Origin of the sequence: Streptomyces sp. NPDC002018, assembly GCF_042890865.1 — a bacterium.
In the GTDB taxonomy this organism is placed as follows: Bacteria; Actinomycetota; Actinomycetes; order Streptomycetales; family Streptomycetaceae; genus Streptomyces.
On record NZ_JBIASO010000013.1, the window covers coordinates 1 to 26,425 of the forward strand.

At 73.0% G+C, this 26,425-nt stretch carries 12 protein-coding genes; 7 read left to right on the top strand and 5 right to left on the bottom strand.

Annotation, left to right across the window (positions count from 1 at the left end):
- The coding region (locus ACFYYH_RS21840; protein WP_388553484.1) for a lantibiotic dehydratase at positions 1-1,800 on the top strand (1,800 nt) is incomplete at its 5' end.
- A 443-nt stretch (positions 1,801-2,243) separates the two neighbouring features.
- Here the strand turns inward: ACFYYH_RS21840 and ACFYYH_RS21845 are convergent.
- The 3 genes from ACFYYH_RS21845 to ACFYYH_RS21855 all read right to left on the bottom strand — a co-directional run bounded on the left by ACFYYH_RS21845 (position 2,244) and on the right by ACFYYH_RS21855 (position 17,335).
- Entirely contained in the window at positions 2,244-9,602 is a 7,359-nt protein-coding gene (locus ACFYYH_RS21845) for an amino acid adenylation domain-containing protein (protein WP_388553487.1), read from the bottom strand.
- The gene (locus tag ACFYYH_RS21850; protein ID WP_388553490.1) at positions 9,599-16,141 is read right to left on the bottom strand and encodes an amino acid adenylation domain-containing protein; all 6,543 of its coding nucleotides are present in this window, start codon (positions 16,139-16,141) and stop codon (positions 9,599-9,601) included. Before ACFYYH_RS21850 ends, ACFYYH_RS21845 begins: the two co-directional genes overlap by 4 nt.
- Positions 16,142-16,291: 150 nt before the next feature.
- Positions 16,292-17,335 carry a TauD/TfdA family dioxygenase gene (locus ACFYYH_RS21855; RefSeq protein WP_388553492.1) on the bottom strand — a complete coding sequence of 348 codons (1,044 nt, stop codon included), beginning with the start codon at positions 17,333-17,335 and terminating at the stop codon, positions 16,292-16,294.
- Positions 17,336-17,522: 187 nt separating this feature from the next.
- Between ACFYYH_RS21855 and ACFYYH_RS21860 the strand changes: the two genes are divergently transcribed.
- The 5 genes from ACFYYH_RS21860 (at position 17,523) to ACFYYH_RS21880 (ending at position 22,933) form a co-directional block, all read left to right on the top strand.
- Positions 17,523-17,738 carry an MbtH family protein gene (locus ACFYYH_RS21860; protein WP_388553494.1) on the top strand — a complete coding sequence of 72 codons (216 nt, stop codon included), beginning with the start codon at positions 17,523-17,525 and terminating at the stop codon, positions 17,736-17,738.
- 146 nt (positions 17,739-17,884) lie between these two features.
- On the top strand, positions 17,885-19,135 hold the full coding sequence (locus tag ACFYYH_RS21865) for an MFS transporter (protein WP_388553496.1): 1,251 nt from the start codon (positions 17,885-17,887) through the stop codon (positions 19,133-19,135).
- A gap of 81 nt (positions 19,136-19,216) precedes the next feature.
- Complete coding sequence (sbnA, locus tag ACFYYH_RS21870; RefSeq protein ID WP_388553499.1) at positions 19,217-20,245, top strand: 2,3-diaminopropionate biosynthesis protein SbnA; 1,029 nt, start codon at positions 19,217-19,219, stop codon at positions 20,243-20,245.
- A complete protein-coding gene (gene sbnB, locus ACFYYH_RS21875) occupies positions 20,239-21,237 on the top strand; it encodes a 2,3-diaminopropionate biosynthesis protein SbnB (RefSeq protein WP_388553502.1) in 999 nt (332 codons plus the stop codon). The genes sbnA and sbnB overlap by 7 nt, the downstream gene beginning before the upstream one ends.
- A 181-nt stretch (positions 21,238-21,418) precedes the next feature.
- On the top strand, positions 21,419-22,933 hold the full coding sequence (locus ACFYYH_RS21880) for a hypothetical protein (RefSeq protein ID WP_388553504.1): 1,515 nt from the start codon (positions 21,419-21,421) through the stop codon (positions 22,931-22,933).
- 81 nt (positions 22,934-23,014) lie between these two features.
- Here the strand turns inward: ACFYYH_RS21880 and ACFYYH_RS21885 are convergent, their stop codons facing one another.
- Together ACFYYH_RS21885 and ACFYYH_RS21890 are read right to left on the bottom strand one after the other, a co-directional pair.
- On the bottom strand, positions 23,015-24,019 hold the full coding sequence (locus ACFYYH_RS21885; protein WP_388553506.1) for a phosphotriesterase: 1,005 nt from the start codon (positions 24,017-24,019) through the stop codon (positions 23,015-23,017).
- 413 nt (positions 24,020-24,432) lie between these two features.
- Positions 24,433-25,104, bottom strand: coding sequence for an Lrp/AsnC family transcriptional regulator (locus ACFYYH_RS21890; RefSeq protein WP_388553508.1), 672 nt, complete (start codon positions 25,102-25,104; stop codon positions 24,433-24,435).
- Between the two features lie 154 nt (positions 25,105-25,258).
- On the opposite strand from ACFYYH_RS21890, the gene ACFYYH_RS21895 reads away from it, so the two are divergent.
- Positions 25,259-26,368 (top strand): M24 family metallopeptidase, encoded by a 1,110-nt coding sequence (locus tag ACFYYH_RS21895; protein WP_388553511.1) that lies wholly within the window; start codon positions 25,259-25,261, stop codon positions 26,366-26,368.
- Positions 26,369-26,425: the final 57 nt, after the last annotated feature.

Below are 26,425 nucleotides of genomic sequence, written 5' to 3' on the forward strand. Positions count from 1 at the left end.
GAGGTGTATTTCTCGAGTTGGTCGGTGGACGCTCTGGCTCGGGTGATCGGTGGGGTCGAGGGGGTGCGGGAGTGGGTCGCGCCGCGCCGGGTCCCGTTCGTGGGGGTCGTGGACGGGACCGTACGCGTACCGGGACGCCCCACCCGCGACGTCTCCGCGGAGGTGCTCCGCGTTCTCGAACTCTGCGACGGCATACGCTCCGCCCACGCCATCCAGGAACTGCTGGGACCGGACACCGATGTCACCGAGGCGCTCGACACCCTGGTGGGACTCCGCTGTGTCACCTGGCGGCTGGACGTTCCCGCCGACACCCGTCCCGAGCGGAAGCTGCGGGAGATCCTGGACCGGATCGGCGACCCCGCCGTACGGGACACCGCGCTCGCGAAACTGGACGTACTGGAGCGCGGACGCGACCGTGTCCGGGAGGCCGGGGACGATCCGGAGCGGCTGATCACGGCGATGGCGGGGCTGGAGGAGGACTTCGAGCGGCTCACGGAGGCGGCCGCCCAGCGCGAGAAGGGCGCCACCACCGCGCCGTGCCGGGCCCTCGTCTACTCCGACTGCGTACGCTCGGCGCAGGCCGTGATCGGGGGCGACCTCGTGACGGCGCTGGCCCCGCTGGATCTCTTCATGACCAGCGCCACCTGGCTGACCTCACGGCTCGCCGAGCGGGTGATGCACCGGGCCGGTGAGGTGTTCGACCGGCTCGCCGCTCAGGCGGGCGGGGACGGCACGGTGGATCTGGCGTCCTTCTGGTTCGGCTGTCTGCCGGTGCTGCACGGGGAAGGCGCCGCCGACGCGAGGCGTCTCCAGGAGGAGTTCCGCCGGCGCTGGAGCGACATCCTGCGTGTGCCCGAGGGGGTCCGCCGGGTCCGGGTGCCGGCTGCGGAGATCGCCGGCCGGGTGGAGGAGGCGTTCGGCGGTACGGGGACGGGCTGGACGGCGGCCCGCTATCTCAGCCCGGACGTGATGGTCGCCGCGGCCGGCCAGGACGCGCTGGAGCGCGGCGAGTTCGAACTCGTCCTCGGCGAACTCCATCTCGCCACCAACACCCTGGGCGCGTCCCTCTTCGTCCACCAGCACCCCGACCCCGGGGAGCTGATCGCGAGGACCAGCCGCGACCACCCCGGTCCACGGCTGATGCCGCTGCTGCCCAAGGAGCACAAGTCCCGGCTCTCCGCCCGGATCAGACACTCCCTGGTGCGGCCGGAGGACTACCATGTCGCGCTCCTGGACCACACGGCCGACCCGGGCCGGCCCAATACGGTGCTGAGCGCCGACGCCCGGGTCGAACGGCGGGGAGACCGTCTGGTCGTGGTGGTGCCCGACGGGAAGGTGTTCGACGCCGTCGATGTCTTCTCGCACGTACTGACCACCCTGGTGATGGATCTCTTCCAGATCCTTCCGGAGAGCGACCGTTCGCCGCGGGTCGCCGTCGATTCGCTCGTGGTGGCGCGCGAGACCTGGCGGTTCGTTGCGTCGGGGATGGAGTTCGCGGGGGAGAAGAGTGAGGCGCGTCGGTTTGTGCGGGCGCGTCAGTGGCGTGTGGCGCAGGAGTTGCCGCGGTGGGTGTTTGTGGTGTCTCCGGCGGAGCCGCGTCCGTTCTTCGTGGATTTCGACAGTCCGGTGTATGTGAATATTTTCGCGAAGGCGGCGCGTCGGTTGGCTCGTAAGGATCCGGGGGCGCGGATGACGGTGTCGGAGATGCTGCCGACGCCGGAGCAGGCCTGGCTGACGGATGACGAGGGCAACACGTACACCTCCGAACTCCGCCTCGTCGCGGTGACCGACGGAGACTGACCCGTACTGCCCGCGGTTCCCGGCCCGGGGCGGTCCTGACCATCAGGACCGCCCCGGGCCTTGTCCTGTGCGGACCCGGTGCCCCGTCCGCGCCACCGCCTGCCGGCACGCCCGCCTGTCGGGCACGCCCACGAGCCCGCACGCCCACGAGCCCGCACGCCCACGAGCCCGGCGGACATGGACCACCGCCCTGCCGACGGGGTACGCCCGGTACGGGCACCGCCCCGGGTACGACCGCCTCCGGTACGCCCGCCCCCGGGTACGCCCGCCTGTGTACGACCGCCCCGCGTGCGGGCACCCCGCGTACGTCCGTCCCCCGCGCGTCCGGCGCCCGTCCGTACGGCGACCGGCGCGCACGAGAGCGGTGGGACACCGTCCTCCGGTGTCCCACCGCTCTCCGTAGGCTCCCGCCCTCGGCCGTGAGCCGTGAGCCGTGAGCCGCGTCAGCCGTCCGTCGGCCCCTCGCCGGCGATCACCGCGTCGATGACCTCCGCCAGCCGTGCCACATGCGGTGGCTTCATCACCCCGAAGTGGTCGCCCGGCACCCGGTGGACCTCCACCCCCTCGGTCAGCAGCTCGCGCCAGCGGCTCACATAGTCCTCGAACGTCTGACCGAACGCCACCTCGTGCTCGCCCTGGGCGAGTTCATCGCTGACGATGAGATGGAGCCTGCCGGGGAACGGCCGGTGCCGGTACGCGAGGTCCATCTCCATCACCTCCCGCCAGATCCGGGCGGCCCGCGGCCAGGCCTCGCCCACGCCCTCGTCGGGCAGCGTGATCCCGGTCTCCTCGTCGACATCGTCGACCAGGTGGTTCAGCAGATCCAGGATCTCCGCCCGGCGCTCCGGGGTGTCCGCCTCCGCACCGCCCCGCGCCACCTGGTCGACCAGCCGCTCCAGCCGGCGGATCAGCGCCAGCTCCCGCCATCCCTCGGCCCGCTCGTGCGCGTCGAGGCCCGGGTCGAGGAGCATGAAGGTGACCTCCTCGCCCGCGCTCACCAGCCGGTGCGCCATCTCCGAGGCGATACCGCTGCCGCCGCACCAGCTGAAGAGCACATACGGCCCGACGGGCTGGAGGACCCTCAGCTCGGTGAGATAGCGCTCGGCCATCTCCTCGGCGGTCGGCGGGGCGGCCGACGCGTGCGGTCCCGGCCACTCGAACGCCGCCACCGGCCGGCCGGTCCGCAGATGCGGGGCGAGCCGCAGATACCAGTGGGCGCTGCCGCCCCCGGGGTGGACGAAGAACAGCGGACGGCCGCTGCCCTCCTCGCGGATCCACAGCATCGCCCGGCCGTCCTCCTCGTCCGCCGCGGCCGACGCGCCCCGCGCGGCCTCGACGCTCGCCGCCAGCCCGGCGACCGTACGGTGCTCGATGAACGACCGGAACCGCAGCTCCAGACCGTGCCGGGCGCGCAGCGTCGCCACGATCCTCATCAGGGCCAGCGAATGACCGCCCAGCTCGAAGAAGTCGTCCTCCGCCCCGACGCGTTCGATGTTCAGCGCCTCGCTCCACGCCTCGGCGATGGCCTCCTCCAGCTCGCCCGAGGGAGCCACGTACCGCGCCAGGAGCGCGGGGCGCGCACCGTCCGGTACGGGCAGGGCCGCGCGGTCGACCTTCCCCGCGGGGGTGAGCGGGAAGGTGTCGAGGACGAAGTAGTGCGTCGGGAGCAGCGCCTTCGGCACCCGGCCGCGCAGACGCTCACGCAGCTCGGACGGCTCCGCCGTGCGCCCCGGCGCGGTCCTGGCGTACGCCACCAGGGTCGCGTCGGCCGTGCCCGCGCGGTGCACCGTGACCACCGCCGAGGCCACCGCGGGATGGCCGAGCAGCAGATTCTCGATCTCACCGGGCTCGGCGCGCAGTCCGCGCACCTTCACCTGGTGGTCCTGGCGGCCGTGGTACTGGAGGGTGCCGTCGGCGTTGCGCGACACCAGGTCCCCGGTGCGGTAGAGCCGTGCCCCGGGGCGGTCGCCGTACGGGTCCGGCACGAAGCGTTCCGCCGTGAGCTCCGGACGGTTGAGATACCCCCGGGCCAGCCCTGCGCCGCCCACATACAGCTCGCCCTGGACGCCGTCCGCCACCGGGCGGAGGTCCGCGTCGAGGACGTACACCTGGAAGTTCCCGATGGGCCGGCCCATCGACGGCGGGCCCGGCCGGGCGCCCGCCCCGGCGGGGGACACGGGCGCGAGGGTGGCGCACACGGAGGTCTCGGTCGGTCCGTAGGCGTTGATGAAGGTCACCCGGTCCGACCAGCGCGCCGCCTGCTCGGCGGAGCAGGCCTCCCCTGCGGACACCAGCACCCTCAGCCGGGGGAAGTCCGCGGGCGTCAGCCGGTCGAGCAGGGACGGCGGCAGGGTCATATGGGTGACCAGCCCGGCCTGCTGCCGCAGATCACCGGGGTCCGTGTCCGGCGGAGGCAGCACCAGCTCCGCCCCGTTGGTGAGCGCCATGATCACCTCCCAGACGAAGGCGTCGAAGCTCGGCGAGGCGAACTGGAGCACCCGGTCGCCCTCGCGCACATCGAGGTGTTCCCGCTGCGCGTACCGCAGGTTGAGCGGTCCCCGGTGCGGCACCCCGACGCCCTTGGGCAGTCCGGTGGAACCGGAGGTGTAGATCACGTAGGCCAGGCTGTCCAGCGAGGGCCGGCCGCCCGGATCCGGCGCGGGAGGCCGCCCGCCGGGCAGATCCGCGTCGTACGGTTCCCCGTCGGGCGGCACCCCGTCCTGCGGGCTCCCGCCGTCCCGTTCCCCGTCGAGCTCAGCGGGCAGGTCCTCGACGCTCTCCACCGCGCAGGTCACCCCGGAGGGAAGCGCGGAGCGCAGCGCGTCCGTGCTGAGCAGCACCGTGACCCCGGAGTCGGTCACCATGTGCCGCAGCCGCCCGGCCGGATACTCGGGATCGAGCGGCAGGAAAGCGCCCCCCGCCTTGAGCGTCGCCAGCAGCGCCACGACCAGGTCCGGAGTGCGCGGCAGATACAGGCCGACGACGGTGTCGGGCCCGACGCCCCGGGCGCGCAGCCGCCGCGCCAGACGCTCGGCGCGCTCGTCGAGGGCGCCGTACGCGACGCTCTCGTCCCCGTACCGCAGGGCGACCGCGTGCGGGGTCGACCCCGCCTGCCGGGCGGCCAGTTCGTGCACCAGCGCGTCGCCGGGCACCGGCCGCTCGGTGTCGTTGCCCCGGCGCAGGGTCCGGTCGTGGTCGGCGGGCGGCAGCGTCAGCCCGTACGCGTCACCGTCCGGGTCGGTGGCCATCGCCTCCAGCACATGGCGGTAGACCCGGCCCAGCAGTTCGAGCCGGTCACGTCCGATCACGCTCGGCCGGCCGCCGAGCCGCAGCACTCCCGGGAACGTCCACACCTCCAGGGCGAGTTCGCTGGGGCTGAAGTCGTCGACCATGCCGACCTCGTCGGACTCCCAGTCCAGGACATGGAAGTCCAGATAGCCGAAGGCCACATCGATGAGCGTGGGCGAGGTGCCCCACTCCCGCTGCATGGCCGGCATCGGATAACGGCGGTGCGGCCACAGCTCGGCCTCGCCCGCGAACACCCCGCCGACCAGCTCGCGCCAGGTCGCGGCCGACAGATCGGCGGCGAACGGGACCGTGTTGAGATACAGCCCGCGCACCTCGTCCCCCCGGGCCAGCTCCGGCCTGCCGTTGCAGACCAGCCCGGTGTAGAACCGCCTGCGGCCGGTGACGGCCCCCAGGGCCCGCAGATGCGCGGCGTGCAGCACGCTCTTCAGCGAGCCGCCGGCCGCCGCCGCGAGCCGCCGCAGACCGGGCAGCAGATCCCGGTACGGCACCTCGACGATGGTGGCCTTCTCGTCCTGCTCCGTGGTGCCCCAGGCCTGCGGGAGCTCGAACTTCTCGCCGTCACCGATCCGGGCGGCCCAGAAGGCGCGGTCCTCGTCCGAGGCCAGCGCGGCCCGCTCCAGCGCGACGAAGTCCGCGAACCGCACCTCGGGCGGCGGCGGAAGATCCGGTGTCCCGCCCTGCCGTACCGTCCGGTACAGGGAGATCAGCTCGGCGACCACCGAGGTGTGGCTCCAGCCGTCCAGGATGGCGTGCGCCTCGATATGGGTCAGCCACCACTCCTCGTCGGAGACCTGATGGACGTGGTAGCGCAGCAGCGGGGGACGGCCGAGGTCGAAGGGCCTGCGCCGCTCGCCCACCAGGAACCCGTCCACCACGGCCCGCTGGTCCGCCGCGGGGACGGACCTCAGATCGTCGAAGCCGAGGGGGAGTTCGGCCTCCCGGTGGACGAGCTGCATGGCCTCGGAGTAGCCGGACAGATCGAACGAGGTGCGCAGGATCTCGTTGCGCGCGACCAGCAGCCGGGCCGCCTCGGTCAGGGCCGCCAGGTCGAACGGCAGCGCGTCGCGGACCGTGTAGCAGGAGACGTTCTGGTAGACGGCCCGGTCGGTGGCCGCCAGCATCTCGTAGACCATCCCGGCCTGGGTCTGTGCCAGGGGATACGCGTCGTCCAGGCCGTCGGGAAGCCGGGCCCGGTCCTCGTCGGTCACCAGGGCGAACCGCTCCACGAGCGCGTCGGCCGCCCCGGCGCCCGCCGTACCGCCCGCGGACCGCCCGCGCGCCAGCTCCGCCAGTTCGGCGACCCGCTGACGGGTGAACAGATCGTGGACGGAGACCTCGAACCCCTGCTCACGCAGGCGGCCGACGGCCCGGATCGCGCGCAGCGAGTCACCGCCGAGCTGGAAGAAACTGTCGTGCACCCCCACCTTGTCGACGCCCAGGGCGTCGGCGAACGCGTCGGCGAGTGTCCGCTCCAGCGCGTCGCGCGGCGCGGTGTACTCCCCGGCCCAGAGGGAGCGGGCGTCCTCGGGCGCGGGCAGCGCCCTGCGGTCCACCTTTCCGCTGGTCGTCAGCGGCAGGGCGTCCAGCAGCATCCAGTGCGCCGGGCACATGTGCTCGGGCAGCCGTCCGCGCAGCTCCTCCCGTACGGCGGCGACATCCGCGGTGGCGGGGGTGAGGTGGGCGACGAGCCGCTCGTCGTGCAGGGTGACCGCGACCGACTCCACCCCCGCGCACTCGGCGAGGACGGCCTCGATCTCCCCGAGTTCCACGCGCTGGCCGCGGATCTTGACCTGGTGGTCCAGCCGTCCGAGGTACTCGATGCTCCCGTCGCTCCGGTACCGGGCCAGATCGCCGGTGCGGTACAGCCGCTCACCGGAGCCGGAGCCGGAGCCGGAGCCGGTGCCGGTGCCGAACGGGCTGGGCACGAACCGCTCCGCGGTCAGCGCCGGCCGGCCGAGATACCCGCGGGCGAGCTGCGCACCGCCGAGCAGCAGCTCTCCCGGCACCCCCACCGGGACCGGCCGCAGCCCGTCGTCCACGATGTACGTACGGGTGTTGGCGACGGGCCGTCCGATGGTGACGGGCAGACCCGGCACGCACCGCGCGGCGGTGACGTCCACCGCGGCCTCGGTCGGCCCGTACAGATTGTGCAGCTCGCAGCCGATCCGCTCGTGCACGGCCGTGACCAGGTCGGCGGTGAGCGCCTCGCCGCTGCATATCATCCGCCGCAGCGAGGGGAACGGGGGCAGCGGTCCGGCCAGGAACGCCCGCAGCATCGACGGTACGAAGTGCAGCGTGGTGACGGCCTCGGCGGTGATCACCCCCGCGAGATAGGCGGGATCGCGGTGCCCGCCGGGACGGGCGAGCACCAGGGTGGCGCCCGTCACCAGCGGCCAGAACAGCTCCCACACCGACACGTCGAAGCCGTACGGGGTCTTCTGGAGCACCCGGTCGTCCGCGGTCAGGAGGTACGCCTCCTGCATCCCGTGCAGCCGGTTGACGATGGCGCGGTGTTCGACCACCACCCCCTTGGGACGGCCCGTCGACCCCGAGGTGTAGATGACATAGGCGGGATGCTCCGGCGCCGGGCGGGGGCCGGGGAGCACGCCGCCCGGCCCGGACCGGTCGGCGTCGATGTCCACGACCCGCCGGTCCCCGCCGGACACCAGGTCCGCCAGGGCCGCGTCCGTGACCACGACCGTCGCGGCGGAGTCGTCCAGCATGAAGGCGAGACGGTCGCGCGGGTACTCGGGATCCAGCGGCAGATACGCGCCCCCGGCCTTCAGGACGGCCAGCAGCGCCACCACCAGACCGGTGCCCCGGGGAAGACACACCCCGACCACCGACTCCGGGCCCACACCGCGCGCCCGCAGCTCGCCGGCGAGCCGGTCGGCCTCGGCGTCCAGCCGCGCGTACGACAGCTCCGTGCCCTCGTACCGCAGCGCGGGCGCGTCCGGGGTCCTGGCGGCCTGCGCCTCGAACAGCGCGGGCAGCGTTCCCGCCGGATACGGCCTGGCGGTGTCGTTCCACTCCTCCAGCAGCAGGCCGCGCTCGGCGGCGGGCAGGATCTCCAGCTCGTCGACGGGCACACCGGGCTCGGCCGTGGCGCTCTCCAGGAGCCGGGCGAAGTGCGTCGCGAACCGCTCGGCGGTCTCCCGGTCGAAGAGGGCCGACGCGTAGTTCAGGCCCCCCGACAGGGAACCGTCGGACAGCTCGGACACCCCCAGCGTCAGATCGAACTTGGCCGTGCTCTCACCGACCGGCAGCCGGCCCGCCGTCAGCCCGCCCATGGTCCGTGGTCCGGCCGCCGCCGCGGACTCCTCCTGCCACAGCAGCATCGCGGAGAACAGCGGGGTACGGGACGGATCGCGCTCCGGCGCCAGCTCGTCCACCAGCCGCTCGAAGGGCACCTCCTGATGGGCGTACGCGTCCAGCGCCGTCTCCCGTACCCGGCGCAGCACCTCCGTGAAGGAGGGCGCGCCGGACAGATCGGTCCGCAGGACCAGGGTGTTGAGGAACAGTCCTGCCATGTCCTGCACCTCGGGCCGGTCGCGGCCGGCCACGGGCGTGCCGACGGCCACGTCCCGCTGTCCGCTCCAGCGGCCGAGCAGCACCGCGTACGCGGCGGTCAGCGCCATGAAAGGGGTGGCGCCCCGGGCGCGCGCCAGCTCCGTCAGCCGCCCCGCCACCTCCGCCGGGACCCTGAGCGGCACCTGGCCGCCCGCGACCTCGCGGACCGCCGGACGCGGCCGGTCCGTGGGCAGCTCCAGCGGCTCCAGCCCGGCCAGCCGCTCACGCCAGTGGGCGAGCTGCTTGTCCAGCAGCTCCCCGGAGAGCCGTTCGCGCTGCCAGACCGCGAAGTCCGCGTACTGCAAGGGGTTCTGCGGCTCCGCCGTGGGACGGCCGGCCACCGCGTCGCCGTAGCGGGCCGCCACCTCGGCCACCAGCAGGTCCTCGCTCCAGCCGTCCGAGGCGATGTGATGGAAGGTCAGCAGCAGCGCGTGCTCGTCACGCGCCAGCCGGACCAGGGTCGCGGACAGGACGGGACCGGTCGCCAGATCGACGGGGTGCCGCTCGGAGGTGACGAGGGCCGCCAGCCGGGCATCCGCCTCTTCCCGGTCGAGTCCGCCGAGGTCCAGCTCGGTCAGCGGTACCGGGCCCGGCTCGTCGATCATCTGCACCGGCTCGTCGCCCACCACCGGATAGCGGGTACGCAGCACCTCGTGCCGGGCCACCGTCCCGTCCAGTGCCGTGCGCAGTGCGGACGGGTCCAGCTCGCCCCGCAGCCGCAGGGCCGCGGTCATCAGATACTCCGTGCCGCCCGGCTGGAGCTGGTCGAGGATCCACAGCCGGCGCTGTGCGAAGGACAGCGGCAGCGGGCCGCCGCGCGGGGCCCGGCCGATGCCGTCGCTCCGCCGGGGCGCCGCCCGGCCGCTCAGCCGCTGCCGCAGCAGTTCCTGCCGCAGCGCCGCCCGGTTGCTGGTCTCGGTCATCGCGCACTCCTCTGGGACAGCAGTCCCGCCACTTCGTCGTCCGACAGCCCGGCGATCTCGGCCTCGACGGCCTCGGACACCGCCTCGGCCAGCGCGGCCACCGTGGTGGCCTCGAACAGCCTGCGCAGCGGCAGGTCGACCGCGAACGCCTCTCTGATCCGTGCGAGAACCCGGGTGGCCAGCAGAGAATGGCCGCCCAGCGCGAAGAAGTCGTCCAGGGCGCCGACCCGCGCCAGATCGAGCACCTCGCACCAGATCGCGGCGACGGTCTCCTCCGCCGGGTCGCGCGGTGCCAGGTACTCCCGTCCGCCGTCCGTCCGGGCGAGCACGGGATCGGGCAGCGCCGTGCGGTCCACCTTCTTGCTGGTGGTCAGCGGCAGCGCCGGAAGTGTCACCCACAGCGAGGGGATCATGTACTCGGGCAGCAACTCGCCCAGATGGGTGCGGAGTTCGCCGATGGCGGGGACCGAGCTGTCCGGCCGCGCCACCAGATACGCGGCCAGCCGCCTGTCCCCGGGCGCCACCTCCGCCGCCACGGCCACGGCCTCCTGGATCGCGGGATGGCGCACCAGCGCCGCCTCGATCTCGCCCAGCTCGATCCGCAGGCCGCGGATCTTGACCTGGTGGTCGATCCGGCCCAGGAACTCGATGACGCCGTCGGGCCGGTGGCGTACGAGATCACCGGTCCGGTACAGCCGCCCGCCCGGCTCGGTGCCCAGCGGATCGGGGACGAACCGGTCGGCGGTCAGCTCCGGCCTGCCGTGGTAGCCACGGGCCAGCCGCACCCCGCCGAGGCACAGCTCACCCGGCACACCGGCCGGCACCGGGCGCAGATCCGCGTCCAGCACATAGGCCCGGGTCCCGGCCACCGGCCGTCCGAGGGGCAGCGCGGAGGCGCCCTGTTCCGTGCCTTGTTCCGTGCCGGGTTCCGCGCCGACCCGGTGGAGGAGGCAGGTGACGGTGGCCTCGGTGGGCCCGTAGTTGCACAGGAAGCGTCCGGGCAGCCCGGTCTCGGCCCAGCGCCGCGCGTCGGCCGCCGTGACCACGTCACTGCCGACATTCATCAGCTTCAGACCCGTCAGCCGGTGCAGCGAGCCGGACTCCGCCATCGCCCGGTAGTAGGCGGGGGTGATCTCCACGATCGTCACACCGTGCTCGGCGAGCCGGGCGGGCAGTTCCGCGGGCGTCCAGAAGACCGGATCGCCCACCACGATCGTGGCGCCGGCCGTCAGGGTGGCCGCGATCTGGTCCATCGCCACGTCGAAGGTGAGCGCGGAGAGCAGCACCACCCGTTCCCCCGGCTCGATGCCGTACTCGTCCGCGATCACCCGGCAGTGGTGGGCGTAGGAGCGGTGCTCGATCATCACCCCCTTGGGGCGCCCGGTGGAGCCGGAGGTATAGATGATGTACGCGAGATTGCCCGGGGCCACCGGTACGGGCACGTCGGCGGAGGCCTCAGGACCGGCCGTCGTTTCCGGTCCGGCCGCCGCTCCCGGTCCGGCCGTCGTCCCCGGTCCGGCCGCCGGACCGTGGTCCGCCGCCGTCCCCGGTCCGCCGCTCGTGTCCAGGCCGTCGACGGTGATCACACGGTACGGGCCGCTCCCCAGCCGTTGCGCGAAGTCCCCGGCCGTGACCACCACCGACGCCCCGACATCGCCCACCATGAAGCGCAGCCGCTCCAGCGGGTGCAGCGGGTCGAACGGGGCGTACACCCCGCCGGCCTTGAGCACCCCCAGCAGCACCACCACGGCCTCCGCGCTGCGCTCCAGGCAGGACGCGACGACCGTCTCGGGACCGACGCCCAGGGAGCGCAGCCGGTGCGCGAACCGGTTGGCGCGGGCGTTCAGCTCCGTGTACGTGATCTCCAGTTCCCCGGCCACCACCGCGACCGCATCCGGTGTCCGCGCGGTCTGCCGCTCGAACAGCTCGGGCACGGAGAGCGCGTGCTCCGCGGCGGGGTCGAGCAGGGCGAGCCGGTCACGCTCCGGGTCCGCCCAGATGTCCACCAGCGTCCGGTGCTCGGCCTCGGTGAGCAGCGCCAGTTCGCCGATCCGCGCGCCGGGACCGGCCGTCACGCTGTTCAGCAGCGCCAGATAGTGCCCGGCCATCCGCTCGATCGTGGAGCGCTCGAACAGCCCCGTCGCATACTCGAACCAGCAGTGCAGCCGGCCGTCCGCACGCTGCTTGACCGTCAGGGTGAGATCGAACTTGGCCACAGAGGGACCGGTGTTGACCGGCTCGATGACCGACTCACCGAGGGTCGCGGGCACCCCCTCCATGTGCTGGAGTTCGAACATCACCTGGAACAGCGGATTGCGGGAGAGATCGCGGTCGGGCCGCAGCGCGTCCACGAGATGCTCGAACGGCACGTCCTGATGGGCCATCGCCTCCAGGGACACCGTGCGCACCTGGTCCAGGAAGTCGGTGAAGACCGGATTGCCCGACAGATCGTTGCGGATCACCAGGTTGTTGGTGAAGAAGCCGACCAGGTCCTCGGTCTCCTCCCGGGTCCGTCCCGCGACCGGGGTGCCGACCGCGACATCCGTCCGCCCCGTGTAGCGGCCGAGCAGAAGCTGGAACGCCGCCAGCAGCACCATGAAGGAGGTCGCGCCGTGGCGCCCCGCGAGATCCGACACGCCCCGGCCCGTCCCGGCCGGCACATCCACGATCACCGTGTCACCACGGGCGTCGCGCACGGCCGACCTGAGCCGGTCGGCGGGCAGTTCGACGGGGCTGAGCCCGGCCAGCCGGTCACGCCAGTAGGCGAGCTGTCCGGCGATCTCGCCCGCCGCCTGCTGTTCGCGCTGCCAGGCCGCGAAGTCCGCGTACTGCACGGGCTGGTCGGGGGACGGCGCGGGCAGCCCGGCGGCCAGCGCCTGGTACGCCGCGTCGAGATCCTTGAGGTAGATCCCCATCGACCAGGCGTCGAAGGCGATGTGATGGAGCGTCAGGCCGATGAGGTGGTCGTCGGGCGCCGTACGGATCACCGTGACCCGGAACGGGGCCTCCCGCTCCAGATCGAACGGCAGACCGGAGGCCCGGTCCAGCAGCTCCCGGGCCGTGGTCCCGGCGTCCGGTGCCCCGGACAGATCGTGCAGCGCGAAGGCCACGGGGCCGGGCGGGTCGATGAGCTGCACCGGATCGCCGCCGCGCGAGACATACCGGGTGCGCAGGATCTCGTGCCGGGCGACGGTGGCGTCCACGGCCCGCCGGAACACCCCGGTGTCCAGCGGCCCCCGCAGCCGCAGCGCCACCGGCACGACATACTCGTCGCTGCCCGGATCGAGCTGGTCCAGGAACCACATGCGCTGCTGGCCGAACGAGAGGGCCAGCTCCCCGCCGCGCGGCACCGGCCTGATCCCGGGCTCCTCGGCGTCCGCCCCGGCCGACCCGACCCTGGCCGCCAGCTCCGCGACCGTGCGGGCATGGAACAGCTCGCCCACCGTCAGCTCGACGCCGAAGGCGCGCCGCAGCCGCAGCACCAGCCGGATCGCCAGCAGGGAGTGCCCGCCCAGCGCGAAGAAGTCGTCGTCGGCGCCGACCCGTTCCACCCCGAGGATCTCGCCCATCAGCTCGGCGACGGTCCGCTCGGCGGGCGTACGCGGGGCGGTCCGGACCGTCCCGCCCGGCTGGGTCCGGCTCTCCGGCGACGGCAGCCGGCCACGGTCCACCTTGCCGTTCGGCGTCAGCGGAATCGCGTCGAGGGCCACGGTGACCGACGGGATCATGCTCTCCGGCAGCCGGGCCGCCAGCAGGGCCCGCAGCTCCTCCGGGTCCGGCAGCGCCGTCCCCGGAGCCGGTACGAGATACGCGACCAGCTCCGTGTCCCCGGACTCCGGCCGGTGCGCGGTCACCACGGCGGCGGCGACCGCCGGATGGGCCGTGAGGGCCGCCTCGATCTCGCCCGGCTCGATCCGCACCCCCCGCACCTTGACCTGGTCGTCGATCCGGCCGACGAATTCGAGCGCGCCGTCCGCGCGGTGACGCACCAGGTCCCCGGTGCGGTACCAGCGCTCACCGGGCGTGCTCGGGAAGGGATGCGGGGTGAAGCGGTCCGCCGTCAGATCTCCCCGCCCGGCGTATCCGCGCGCCAGGCCGACCCCGGCGACACACAGCTCACCGGGGACACCCACCGGCACGAGCCGGTCCTCGGAATCCACCACGAACACACGGACATTGGGCAGCGGACGGCCGATCGGGACGATCTCGGCCGGCTCGGTCCCGTCATAACGCCACGCCGTGGAGTCGATCGCGCACTCGGTCGGGCCGTAGGTGTTGAACACCTCGGCACCGACCGTCTCCCGCAGCCGCGCGCACAGCTCCGCGGGCAGCGGTTCACCCGCCGAGCACACCAGCCGCAGCGCGGAGCACGCGCCGAGGTCCGTCTCGGCCAGCAGCAGCCGCAGCACCGAGGGGACGAGCTGGAGCACGGTCACCCCGTGCTCGGCCACCGCCCGGACCATGACGGAGGGATCACGGTGGGCGTCCTCGGGCGCCATGACGACCGTGCCGCCCGCCACGAGCGGCGACAGGAACTCCCACACCGCCGCGTCGAAACCGATGGTGGTCTTCTGGAGCACCCGGTCGCCCGCACCGAGCCCGTAGCGGCCCACCGACCACAGCACACGGTTGCGTATTCCGGCATGGGTGACCACCACACCCTTGGGCCGGCCCGTGGAACCGGAGGTGTACATGATGTACGCGGCGTCCAGCGCCCCGACCCCCACCGGAGGCGTGCCGGCCGTGTCCGCCGGTCCGTCGGCGTGCCAGGGGCCGTCGACGGTCACCACCCGGGGGTGGGCGGGCAGCCGCTCCCGCAGCGACTCCTGGGTGAGCAGGACCTCGACCCCGGCGTCGGAGACCATGAACGCCAGCCGCTCCGCCGGATGTTCGGGCGCCAGCGGTACATACACGCCTCCCGAGGCGAGGACCGCCAGGAGCGCCGTGACGAGATCGGTGCCGCGGTGCAGTGCCACTCCGACCGGAGTGCCCCGGGTGACCCCCAGGCTTCCCAGCCGGCGGGAGAGGGCGCCGACCCGCTCCGCGAGTTCCGCGTAACGGGTCCGCGTACCGCCTGACACCACGGCCACCGCGTCCGGCGTGGCCCGCGCCCGGTCCAGGAACAGCTCGGGCAGGGACCGGTCGGGGACCGGCGTGTCCGTACGGTTCCACTCGGTGAACCGGGGCACCTCGGACTCGGGGACGATCTCCAGCCGGTGCACGGACACCTCGGGACGGTCGGCGATGTCCGTCAGCAGCCGCAGCAGCCCCGCCGCCGTCCGCTCGATGCGCGCCCGGTCGAACAGGGCCGTCGGATAGAGGAACTTCGCCTCCAGCGAGCCGTCCGGCAGCGCGGCGAGGTGCAGCGACAGATCGAACGCCGAACTCGCCGTCGGGGACTCGTACTTGGAGACCTCCAGGCCGGGCAGCCGCAGCGGCCGGCGCCGGGCGTTGTGCAGCGCGAACCCCACCTGGAACACCGGGTTGCGGGAGGGATCACGCTCCGGGGCCAGATCGGCGACGACCCGCTCGAACGGCACCTCCTGATGGCTGAAGTCGTCCAGATTGCTGTCACGGACCCGTCCCAGCAACTCCACGAACGAGGGATCGCCGGACAGATCGGTCCTCAGCACCACGGTGTTGAGGAACATCCCGATCATCTGGTCCAGCTCGGCCTGGTCACGGCTGGCCACGGACACCCCGACCGCCACGTCCCGCCGGCCCGAGTGCCGGGCCAGCAGAAGCTGGAACGCCGCGAGATACGTCATGAACGGCGTCGCGCCCGCGCGCCGGCCGATCTCGTCGACCCGCGCCGCGAGCGCGGCCGGCACCGTGAAGGACAGGCTGTCCCCGGCGGAGTCCCACCGGGCCGGCCGCGGCCGGTCGGCGGGCAGTTCCAGCGGATCGAGATCCGCCAGGCGCGCACGCCAGTAGGCCCGCTGACGCTCCATCGCCCCGGCGGACGCCTCATAGCTCTCGCGCTGCCACTGCGCGTAGTCCAGATACTGCACGGGCAGCGGCTCCAGCGGCGACGGCTCACCCGCCGCGAACGCGCCGTACAGCGCCTCGATCTCCTCCGCGAGCACCCCCCACGACCAGCCGTCGAAGGCGATGTGATGCACGGTGACCAGCAGCGCGGTGTCGTCGGGGCCGAGGTCCACGAGGGTGGTCCGCCATGGCGGGCTCTCCCGCAGATCGATCGGCGTACGCAGCTCGGCGGCGCTCAGCTCCCGCAGCCGTGCCCGCCGTTCGTCGGCGGGCAGCCCGGAGAGATCCACCCGGGCGGGCCGGACCGGCCGTGGATCGTCCACGGTCTGCGCGCCCGCGCCGTCGGCCGAGGTGTAGCGCGTGCGCAGCACCTCGTGGCGCACGGCGATCTCCGACAGGGCCGCCGTGAGCGCGCGGGCGTCCAGCGGCCCCCGCAGCCGGAAGGCCTCGTGCAGCAGATACTCGGTCGTGGCTCCGGACCGTAGCTGATCGAGAAACCAGAGCTGTTCCTGTGCGAATGACAGCGGGTACGGGCCGTCGCCGGTTGCCATCGGTCGCCTCCCAGAGCGAGAAGTAGGGGTTCACGGGACCGGGATGAGGACACCCGGTGGTGCGGAGCGGGACGCCCCGCGGAAGGGGAGCGCGGGTCCGGGCCGGACCGGGGAGCGCGGTGCGCGCGCCGGCCGGGGGAGCGCGCGTGCTCAGGCCGGGCGGGGGAGCACGGCGTCCGACGGCTCGGCCATGGCCACGGCGATCTTCCGAAGGCCGGTGAACGGCTCACGGGCGTGCGACGCCAGCATGTTGTCCACCAGCAGCACATCGTCGCGCTGCCAGTCGAAGCGGCGCAGTTCCGCGCGGTAGCAGCTCCGCAGATGGGCGACGATCTCGTCGGGGATGCGCTCGCCGTCGCCGTAGAAGGTGTTGGTCGGCAGCTCGTCCTCGTCGAACATCTCCCGCAGGCCCGAGCAGATCTCCTCGGCCAGCGTGGTCACATGGAAGAACGAGAGATGGTTGAACCAGACCTCCTCGCCGGTGACGGGGTGCCGGTGCACGGCCTTCCTGCGGGCCCGCGTCCGCAGCCCGTCGCCACCCGTCCACTCCACCTCGACCCCGTTGCGGGCGCAGTAGCGGGCCACCTCGTCGCGGTCGTCGGTGTTGAACGCCTGCTGCCAGGGCACCCCGAAGCCCTGGATGAAGTTGCGCACCACCATCCAGCCACGGGCGGCGAACTCCTCGCGCACCGCGGGATCGATGGCCCGCAGCACCCGGCGCGTGTCGGCGAGCGGGGTCGCCCCCAGGGACGCCGGTGGCCGGACACAGTAGAAGAACAGCGTCATCGGCCAGGTGGCCTGGTAGGAGTTCTCGTTGTGCAGGAAGATCTCCTCGGTCGGCGGATAGTCCGTCGAGGTGTACACCTGCCCCTTGATGGTGCTGCGGGGGGACGAGCGCTCCGCGTACGCCAGGGGCTCGCCCGACACCGCGCGCACCACGTCCTCGAACCCCTCGACACCGCCGACGTCGAAGCCGCGCAGCAGGACCGCGCCGTGTTCGCGCAGCCGCTCACGGATGAACGGGCGGGCGTCGGGCAGGAACGAGGCCACGGGCGTGCCGGGCGTCCGCGCCGGGACGACGAACGGCAGCGTGGAGTCGGCGGCCTGGCCGGACGCGTCCGGCCCGGGGGCGGACCGCCGTCCGGAATCCGCGCGGGCGGGCGGGGCGGTGGATGCGGATGGGTTCGCAGTCATGCGCCTCAGCCTCAGCGGCGGGCCGCGCCCGAACGAGAGAACAAGCGGCAGCACTGTCGGCAGCGCGCGTGCCCGCCTCTCTGCGCTTTCTTCTCTGCAACCCGCGGTGAACCACCGGCAGGCTCGCTTCCGTCGCCACCGATCACGTGGCGTCCATGACGCGACCGTGAAGCCGAGGAGGGCCGCCATGGCCGAGGAACACACCGACGAGCGTACGCACCAGGTCGTCGTGAACGACGAGGAGCAGTACTCCGTCTGGCCCGCCGACCGGGCCCTGCCGCTCGGGTGGCACGCCGAGGGCACCCGGGGCAGCCGGGCGGACTGCCTCGCCCATATCGGCACCGTCTGGACCGACATGCGGCCGCTCAGCCTGCGCCGTGAGATGGAGCAGGCCGGCGCCTAGCGCCTCGCGCCCACCGCCCTTCACGCCGTACCGGACCCTGCTGGCCGAGGTGCCTGACTGATGAACATGCCAAGGACCCCCGAACGAGGTCTGCCGGGCCGGTACGCCGCGGGGCGGGTACCGGCCACCGTGGGAGGGGACACACCATGACCACCGTCGCGAAGTCCCCGCCCGACGGCCCGGTGACCCCGCTCCACCGCAACCGCGACTTCATGCTGCTGTGGAGCGGATCCGCCGTCTCCCTCGTCGGCTCGACCGCCTCGACGGTCGCCTACCCCCTGCTCGTGCTCGCCCTGACCGGCTCGGCGTCCGACGCGGGCATCGCCGGCTTCTTCTCCCTGCTGCCCGCCCTGCTGTTCCAGCTCCCGGCCGGTGCGCTGGTCGACCGCTGGAACCGCAAACGCCTGATGATCTGGTGCGATGTCCTGCGCTGCCTGGGGGCCGCCAGCATCGTGGCGGCCCTGGCGCTCGGTGAACTGCGCCTGGCGCACATCCTGGTCGTCGGATTCGCGGAGGGCACCCTGTCCGTGTTCTACGCGCTGGCCGCGCACGCGGCGGTCCCGAATGTCGTCGGCCCCGGCCAGTTGCGACTCGCGCTCTCGCGCAACGAGGCACGCGGCCGGGCCGCGACGATGCTCGGGACTCCGCTGGGTGGCATCCTCTTCGGCGTGGGACGGGCCGTCCCGTTCCTGCTCGACGCCGTGACCTATCTGGTGGCGCTGGTCAGCCTGCTCCTCGTACGCGGGGACTTCGAGGCCGAGCGGACCCCCCGCCGTGCCGGCGGCATGGCCTCCCAGGTCTGGGAGGGACTGGTCTGGCTCAAGGACCAGCCGTTCGTACGGGCCACCACCCTGCTGGTCGCGGGCAGCAACTTCCTCTTCCGCGCGCTGTTCCTGATCGTCATCGTGATGGCCACCGGCGCCGGGGCGTCCTCGGCCGGGATCGGCGTCATGGTCGGGGCCGCCGGGGCCGGCGGGGTGCTCGGTTCGCTCACCGCCACCTGGTTCGGCCGCAGATTCTCGCTCGCCGCCCTGGTGATCGGGGCGAACTGGGTCTGGGCGCTGCTGATGGGCGTCATCGTCTACGCCGACCATCTCGTCGTCCTCACGCTCGCCTACGCGGCGATGTGGTTCGTCGGGCCCGTCTGGAATGTCGCGGTCGGCAGTTACCAGCTCGCCGTCACCCCGGACCGGCTGCGAGGACGGGTCCTCGCGGCGACCAGCATGCTCTCCGCCGGAGCCCTGCCCGTCGGCGCGCTCGCCGGCGGACTGCTGCTGGACGCGGTGGGGGCGCACCGGGCCGCCGCCGCCCTGGCCGTCTGGATGGTCCTGCTGGCCTGCGCCGCGACCTTCTCCCGCTCGGTACGGCGGAGCACCGCTGACTCGGTGGATTCCTGACCCAACCGGTGCACAACCAAGGAGGAACAACCGTGTTTCGCACGATGCTCGGACCGCGACTCCCCGGGACGGGGACGAGACATGCCGCCGTCTGACCCCGGGTCCGTACGACCCGCCGGAGTGCTCGGGACCATCGGGGGGACGCCGCTGGTCGAACTGGCCAGGCTCGACCCGTCCAGGCCGTTCCGCACCTTCGCCAAACTGGAGGCGCACAACCCCGGCGGCAGCATGAAGGACCGGTCCGCGCTGGAGATGCTGCGCGACGGCATCCGTGACGGCCGGATCGTCCCGGGCCGCTCGGTCGTGGTCGAATCCAGCTCCGGCAATCTGGGCATCGGTCTCGCCCAGGTGTGCGCGTACTACGGAATCCGGTTCATCTGTGTCGTCGACCCCCGGACCAACCAGCAGAACGTGGCGATCATGCGGGCGCTGGGCGCCGAGGTGGAGGTCGTCCGGGAGACCGATCCGGCGACCGGCGAGTATCTGCCGGTCCGTATCCGCCGCATCCGGGAACTCACCAGTCTGATCAGGCACGCGTACTGGCCCGACCAGTACTCCAACCCGCTCAATCCGCGGGCCCATCAGAACACCATGGGGGAGATCGTCGACAGCCTGCCGGGCGGGCTCGACTACCTCTTCTGCGCCACCAGTTCGTGCGGCACCCTGCGCGGCTGCGCCGAGTACGTACGGGCCAACCGGCTGCCGGTGACCGTGGTCGCCGTGGACGCCGAGGGGAGCGCCATCTTCGGCAACCCGCCCGGCCCCCGGCTGATCCCCGGCCATGGCGCGGCGGTCCGCCCCGGCCTCTACCGCGACGGCCTGGCCGACGAGGTCGTCCATGTCGCCGATCTGGACTGTGTGGTCGGCTGCCGCAGGCTGGCGGCCCGTGAGGCGATCCTCGCCGGCGGCTCGACCGGCGCGCTGATCGCGGCCCTCGGCGCCCTGAGCGAGCGCATTCCGGCGGGGGCGAATGTCGCGCTGATCCTGCCCGACCGGGGCGAGCGCTACCTCGACACGATCTACAACGACGAATGGGTCACCCGTCACTTCGGTGATGTGTCGCACCTGTGGAAGGAGAAGAGGTCCGAGATGGGGGTGGCACCATGCTGATCCTGGGAGCCGAGGACGTGCACCAGGTCCTCGACGGCGCCGAGAAGGATGTCCTGGAAGCGGTCCGCCAGGCGTATGTACTGCACGACCAGGGCCGTTCCGCCCTGCCGCACTCGGTCTTCCTGAGGTTCCCGGACGACCGGCGCAACCGGATCATCGCCCTGCCCGCCTATCTGGGCGACGACACCCCGGTGGCCGGCGTCAAATGGGTCTCCTCGTTCCCCGGCAATGTGGCGGCCGGTCTGCGGCGCGCGTCGGCGGCGATCATCCTGAACTCGATGAGCACCGGTATGCCCGAGGCGTTCATGGAGGGCTCCGTGATCTCCGCCCGGCGCACCGCGGCGAGCGCGGCCCTGGCCGCCGCCACGCTCGCGGCGCGGACCCCCGACACCGGGGTCTCCCTCGTCGGCTGCGGAGTGATCAACTTCGAGGTGCTCCGCTTTCTCCGGGCGGCTCTCCCCGATCTGGCGGAGGTCACCCTGTTCGACCTGGACCAGGAGCGCGCGCGCTCGTTCGCCGAGCGCTGCGCCGCCCACTGGCCCGAGCTGCGGATCGGCCCGGCCGCCATGGCGGACGAGGCACTCGCCGCACACCGGCTGGTGAGCATCGCCACCACGGCCGCCACCCCGCATCTGACCACCGACGCCTGCCGGCCCGGCACGCTGGTCCTCCATCTCTCGCTGCGGGACCTCACGGAGGAATCCGTCCTGGCCGCGGTCAATGTGGTCGACGACGCCGACCATGTCTGCCGGGAGGCGACCTCGCTCCATCTCGCCGAACAGCGGACCGGCGGCCGTGACTTCATCGAGGCCCCGATCGGCGCCGTCCTCGCGGACCCGGCCGCCCAGCGGCGCTCCGAGGACCGGATCACCGTCTTCTCCCCGTTCGGTCTGGGGGTGCTCGATCTCGCGGTCGCCGATCTGGTCCGCCGCAGGGCGCGGACGCTCTCGCTGGGTACCCGGCTGCCCGGCTTCCTGCCGGCCCCGGACTGACGACCCGCTCCACGCGACGTCCCGTGTCTGCGCGCAGCAGCGTACGACGGGGGAACCCGCCCTCCCCGGGGGCGGGTTCCGCCGTTCAGGGCGTGGGAGCGGCGTCGGGCGGTCCCGGCCGCGTCGTCCGGGTGCCCCGTCCCGATGGTGGGGCGGGCGGCGCGGATGCAGCGTGGTGCGTATGGCAGAGATCTCGGCCGTGGCGTCCGGACCACGGGGGACGCGGGCCCGGCCCGGGGAGGGCAGGGCGAGCGCGCGCGACCTCGGCCTGCTCGGGGCCGTCGCGGGTGTCTACACGCTCGTCCAACTCGTGTTCTTCGTCCCCGGCTCGGGGCTCGGCTGGGACGAGACGGTGTACGTCAGCCAGGTCGCCCGGGACGCCGACGCCGCGTTCTTCAGCGCGCCGCGCGCCCGGGGCATCACCTATCTCGTCGCGCCGGTCACCCTGCTCACCCCGTCCGTCGGGGTTCTGCGGGTCTTTCTGGCGCTGCTCTCGGGCGCCGGTCTCCTCTGCGCGCTCCTGGTGTGGCGACGGCTGCTCCCCGTGCCGGTACTCGCCGTCGCGGGGGCGCTGTTCAGCGGACTGTGGATCACCGTGGTCTACGGTCCGCAGGTCATGCCCAATCTGTGGGTCGCCCTCGGGTCGCTGTGCGCGGTCGGCTGCTTCCTGCGGGCCGCGCGCGACCGGTCCGACCGCCCCGCCCTGGCCGGTCTGGGCGGGGCAGTGGCGTTCGTCGCGCTGATGCGCCCCTCGGACGCCCTCTGGCTCGCCCTGCCGCTCGCCGCCGTCGTGCCGCTGGTCCGGGAGTGGCGGCGGCCCGTCCTGCCGCTGGTGCTCGCCGCCGGGGTGGCGGCCGGCTGCGCGCCCTGGGTCGTCGAGGCGTACACCGCCTATGGCGGCCTCACCGCGCGCCTGCGCCGCGCGAGCGAGATCCAGGGGCATCTGGGCTGGCACCTCGCCTTCTTCGACCAGATACGGGCACTCGACGGACGGCTGCTGTGCCGCCCCTGCGACGTGCCGTGGCGGCGGCCGGTCACCGCCCTGTGGTGGTTCGCCCTTCCGGCGCTGGTCGCGGGCGGTGTGACGGCCGCCGTCCGGCGGCGGCTGGGGGCCGTCGTTCTGGTGCCGGCGCTGACCGGTCTCGTGCTGGCGGTCCCGTATCTGCTGCTGATCGGTTATGCCGCGCCGCGCTTCCTGCTCCCCGCCTACGCGCTGCTCGCGCTACCGGTGGCGCTCTGCCTGACCTGGATCGGCGGATCCCTGCGCCCGCGCCCGCTGGCGGTGACCGTGCTCGCCGTGGCGCTGACCGGGCATCTCGCGGTCCAGTACGCGGTACTCGACGGTGTCGCCGCCCGCAGCCGCGCCGGTCAGATGGCGTTCGGCCGGGTGGCGGCGGAGCTGGCCCGCCAGGGGGTCCGGCCGCCCTGTGTGATCAGCGGCGCGGAAGCCGTCCGTATCGCCTTCCGGTCCGGCTGCGCCTCGCGTCAGACCGGCGGACACGACGCCAGCGTCACCCCCGCCGGACTCCTCGCCGCCGCCCGCGACGGGCCGGTGGCCGTCGTGGTGGACGGGGACGGCGAGCCGCCGTCGTACACGCGCGGCTGGCGGCTCCGGCGGCTGCCGGACCTGCCGGGCGGGCTGCGCTGCCGCGCCTATCTCTCCCCGTCCGCCCGTGCCGCTCCCGGCGCCCGGTGACCGGCGAGGGGCGTCGGCTCCGCCCGGTGGGGCGGTGTCCCGCGCTCGCGCGGTCCCTCGGTACGCGCCACGGCGTTCGAGTCAGTACGCGCCACGGCATTCGAGGATCCGTCTCGGATTGTCGACCAGCATGGTGGTGATCTGCTCCTCCGTCACGCCCCGTCGGCGCAGGGCGGGCAGCACCTCCCGCGAGATGTGCAGATAGTGCCAGTTCGGCAGGAGGACGGGCAGATCGCGCATCGGAAGCCAGTCGATGTAGCAGGAGGCGTCGTGCGCCAGCACGATCCGGTCGGTGTAGCCGCGTGCGCACAGGGCGGCGACGGTGTCCACCCGCTGTTCGAACGGCAGGAACACATCGAGGCCGAAGCGGTCCATACCGAGGAAGGAGCCCCGGTCCGCGATCGTCATCAGATAGTCCAGGTCGGCGGTGTCGCCGCAGTGCCCGATGACCACCCGGGTCAGATCCACGCCCTCCGCGGCGAACACGTCCTGCTGCTCGATACCGCGGCGCGTCTGCGCGTGGGTGTGCGTCAGGATCGGGACCCCGGTGGCGCGATGCGCCTGGGCGACGGCCCGCAGCACCCGCTCCACACCGGAGGTCAGACCGGGCGCGTCGGTCGCGCACTTGAGGATGCCCGCCTTCACCCCCGTGTACGCGATGCCGTCGGTGATGTCGGCGATGAACATCTCCACCAGCGGATCGTCACCGCCCAGCAGGGTGCCGGGACCGCGCAGGCTCAGAAAGTGCGGGACGTCCTCATAGGTGTAGAGCCCCGTCGCCACGACGATATTGAGGTCGACCCGCTCGGCCACCCGCTGGATCCGGGGTATGTAGCGGCCGAGTCCGATCACCGTCGGGTCGACGATGGTGGAGATGCCCGTGGCGGCGAGTTCCGTCAGCCGCCGCACCGCCTGGGGCACCGCCTCGGACTCCCTGAACCCGGCGTGTTCGGGATGGTTGGTGACGAACTCGGGGCTGAGGACGAAGATGTGCTCGTGCATCAGGACCTGGCCCAGTCCGCCGACCGGCACGGGGCCGCGGACGGTGTTCACCTCGGCCGTGGCCGAGACGGTTTCGTACGGCATGTCGGGCTCCCGCATCACGCGTGGACGCACGGCGGTCGGCCGCGCTGAGGACGGACTGAGAACGGACTGAGGACGGTGGGGCTCACCCGGCCCGGCCGGCCGCCGCGCCGCGGCACCCCCGGTCCTCCGGCGGAGCCGCCGCGGACACCCTCCACCCGCGTGAACGCGGTGGGTTCACGAGCACCCTCGGTACAGATTTGCCGCCGCCACCGACCCTGTGAAGGCGCATCCTCCCGGCGCTTGGCGCACGCGGACCTGTCATCGAACGCAGGGGAGCGCCCCCTGCTCCAGCGGCACTCCCGCACCGCCGACCGCGCGCCTCTCGTGAGCCGACGCCCGGCCCCGTGCACACCGTCCGTGCCCCCGGCAGGTGCCCGTCCCCGTCCGGGACGGGGACGGCTCCGCCCTCCGGATCAGGCGTCAGGTCCGCGCCCGAGACCGGACCGGCCCTCGGCGGCGGGGATGAAGCGGGTCATACCGAACCGGTCGGCCACGGGCGGGACATCGGGCGGCGCCCCGTCCGGAGCCCCGTCCGACGGGTCCGCGCTGCGCGCCGGGCCACCGGAGATGTCCGAGGGCAGGACATAGGGCCGGCGGAGCACCTCGTCCAGGATGATCACCGTCTCCGTGGCGCGCACCGCGGGGATACCGGCGAGCCGCTCGGTGACGAGCCGGTGCACCGCGCCCACGTCGGGCACCCGGATCTGGATCATCGCATCGTGCTGACCGGTGGTGATGGCGCAGTACTCCACCTCGGGCATCCGCGTCAGCGCGGCCCTGAACTGCGGCCACATCTCCTGCCGTACGGTGACGAAGACCAGCGCGCAGACGCCGAGCCCCACCCGCGCCGGATCGACCCGCGCGGAGAATCCGCTCACCACACCGTCCGCGCGCAGCGCCTCGAAGCGGGTGTAGGCGTTCGCCCGGGAGACCCCGATCCGCTCGGCCAGGGCGGCGATGGAGATACGCCCCTGGGTACGCAGCACATCGAGGATCCTGAAGTGCACCGCGTCCAGGGCGAGACCGATACCGATCCGTCCAGGGCGCCGGTCACCCGATGGCTCCGGACGCGACATATCCCCCATGGGGAGGTCCCTTCACGACATTCCGTCTCGCGATGATCCCGCCGAGCCGAGAAATTGATTGGCTTCGCCCACCCTAACGATGAATCGTCCAGAGGATCTCCGTACGCCCCTCGCGGGGGGCGCACGGGACCGCGCACGCCTCGGAGGCCCGCTGATGACACCACGCTGCCAGGCAGACCGACTCGACCGGGCCCGGGAGGCCGCGTCCGCCGCCGGGATCGATGTCCTGCTGGTCTCGCCCGGAGCCGATCTGCGCTATCTCACCGGCTACGACGCGCAGCCGCTGGAGCGCCTCACCTGTCTGGTCCTGCCTTCGGACGGCGAGGCGTTCCTGGTCGTACCGGCCCTGGAGAGGCCCGCCGCCGAGGCATCGCACGCCGGGCGCCTCGGGATCGGGATCACCGGCTGGGACGAGACCGACGACCCCTATGCCCTGATCGCCGCCCGGCTCCCGCGCGCCCCGCGCCGGGTCGCCCTCGACAACCGGATGTGGACCGAGAAGTCACTGGCCTTCCGGGCCGCGCTGCCGGAGGCCGAACAGGTGCTGGCGGGGGAGGTGCTGTACGCGCTGCGGGCGCGCAAGACCCCGGCGGAGGCGCAGGCGCTGCGGCGCGCCGGGGCGGCGATCGACCGGGTGCACTCCCGGATGGCCGAGTGGCTGCGGCCCGGCCGGACCGAACGTGAGGTGGGGCGGGACATCGCCGACGCGATCGTCGCCGAGGGGCATGTCCGGGTGGACTTTGTGATCGTCGGCTCCGGGCCGCACAGCGCCAGTCCGCACCACGAACTGTCCGACCGGGTGATCGGGGCGGGCGATCCGGTGGTCGTCGACATCGGCGGCACCACCGAGGAGGGGTACTGCTCCGACTCCACCCGCGTCTACGCGATGGGTGAGCCGCCCGAGGAGTTCCGGCGCGCGTACGAGGTGCTGCTGCGCGCCCAGCGCGCCCAGACCGAGGCGGTACGGCCCGGCCTGCGCGCCCATGAACTGGACGCGATCGGCCGCGATCTGATCACCGAGGCCGGGTACGGGCCGTACTTCATCCACCGGACCGGTCATGGCATCGGACTGGAGAGCCATGAGGAGCCCTACATCGTGGCGGGCAATCAGCTTCCGCTGGAGCCGGGGATGGCCTTCTCCGTGGAGCCGGGCATCTATCTGCCCGGCCGCTACGGGGCCAGGATCGAGGACATCGTGATCTGTACCGAGAACGGCGGGGAGCGGCTCAACCGGACCGGCCGGGAACTGGTGCTGCTTCCCTGACCCCGTGTCCCGGGGGTGGTGGCGGGGGCCCACCGCCCCCGCCCCGTCCCCGTCCGT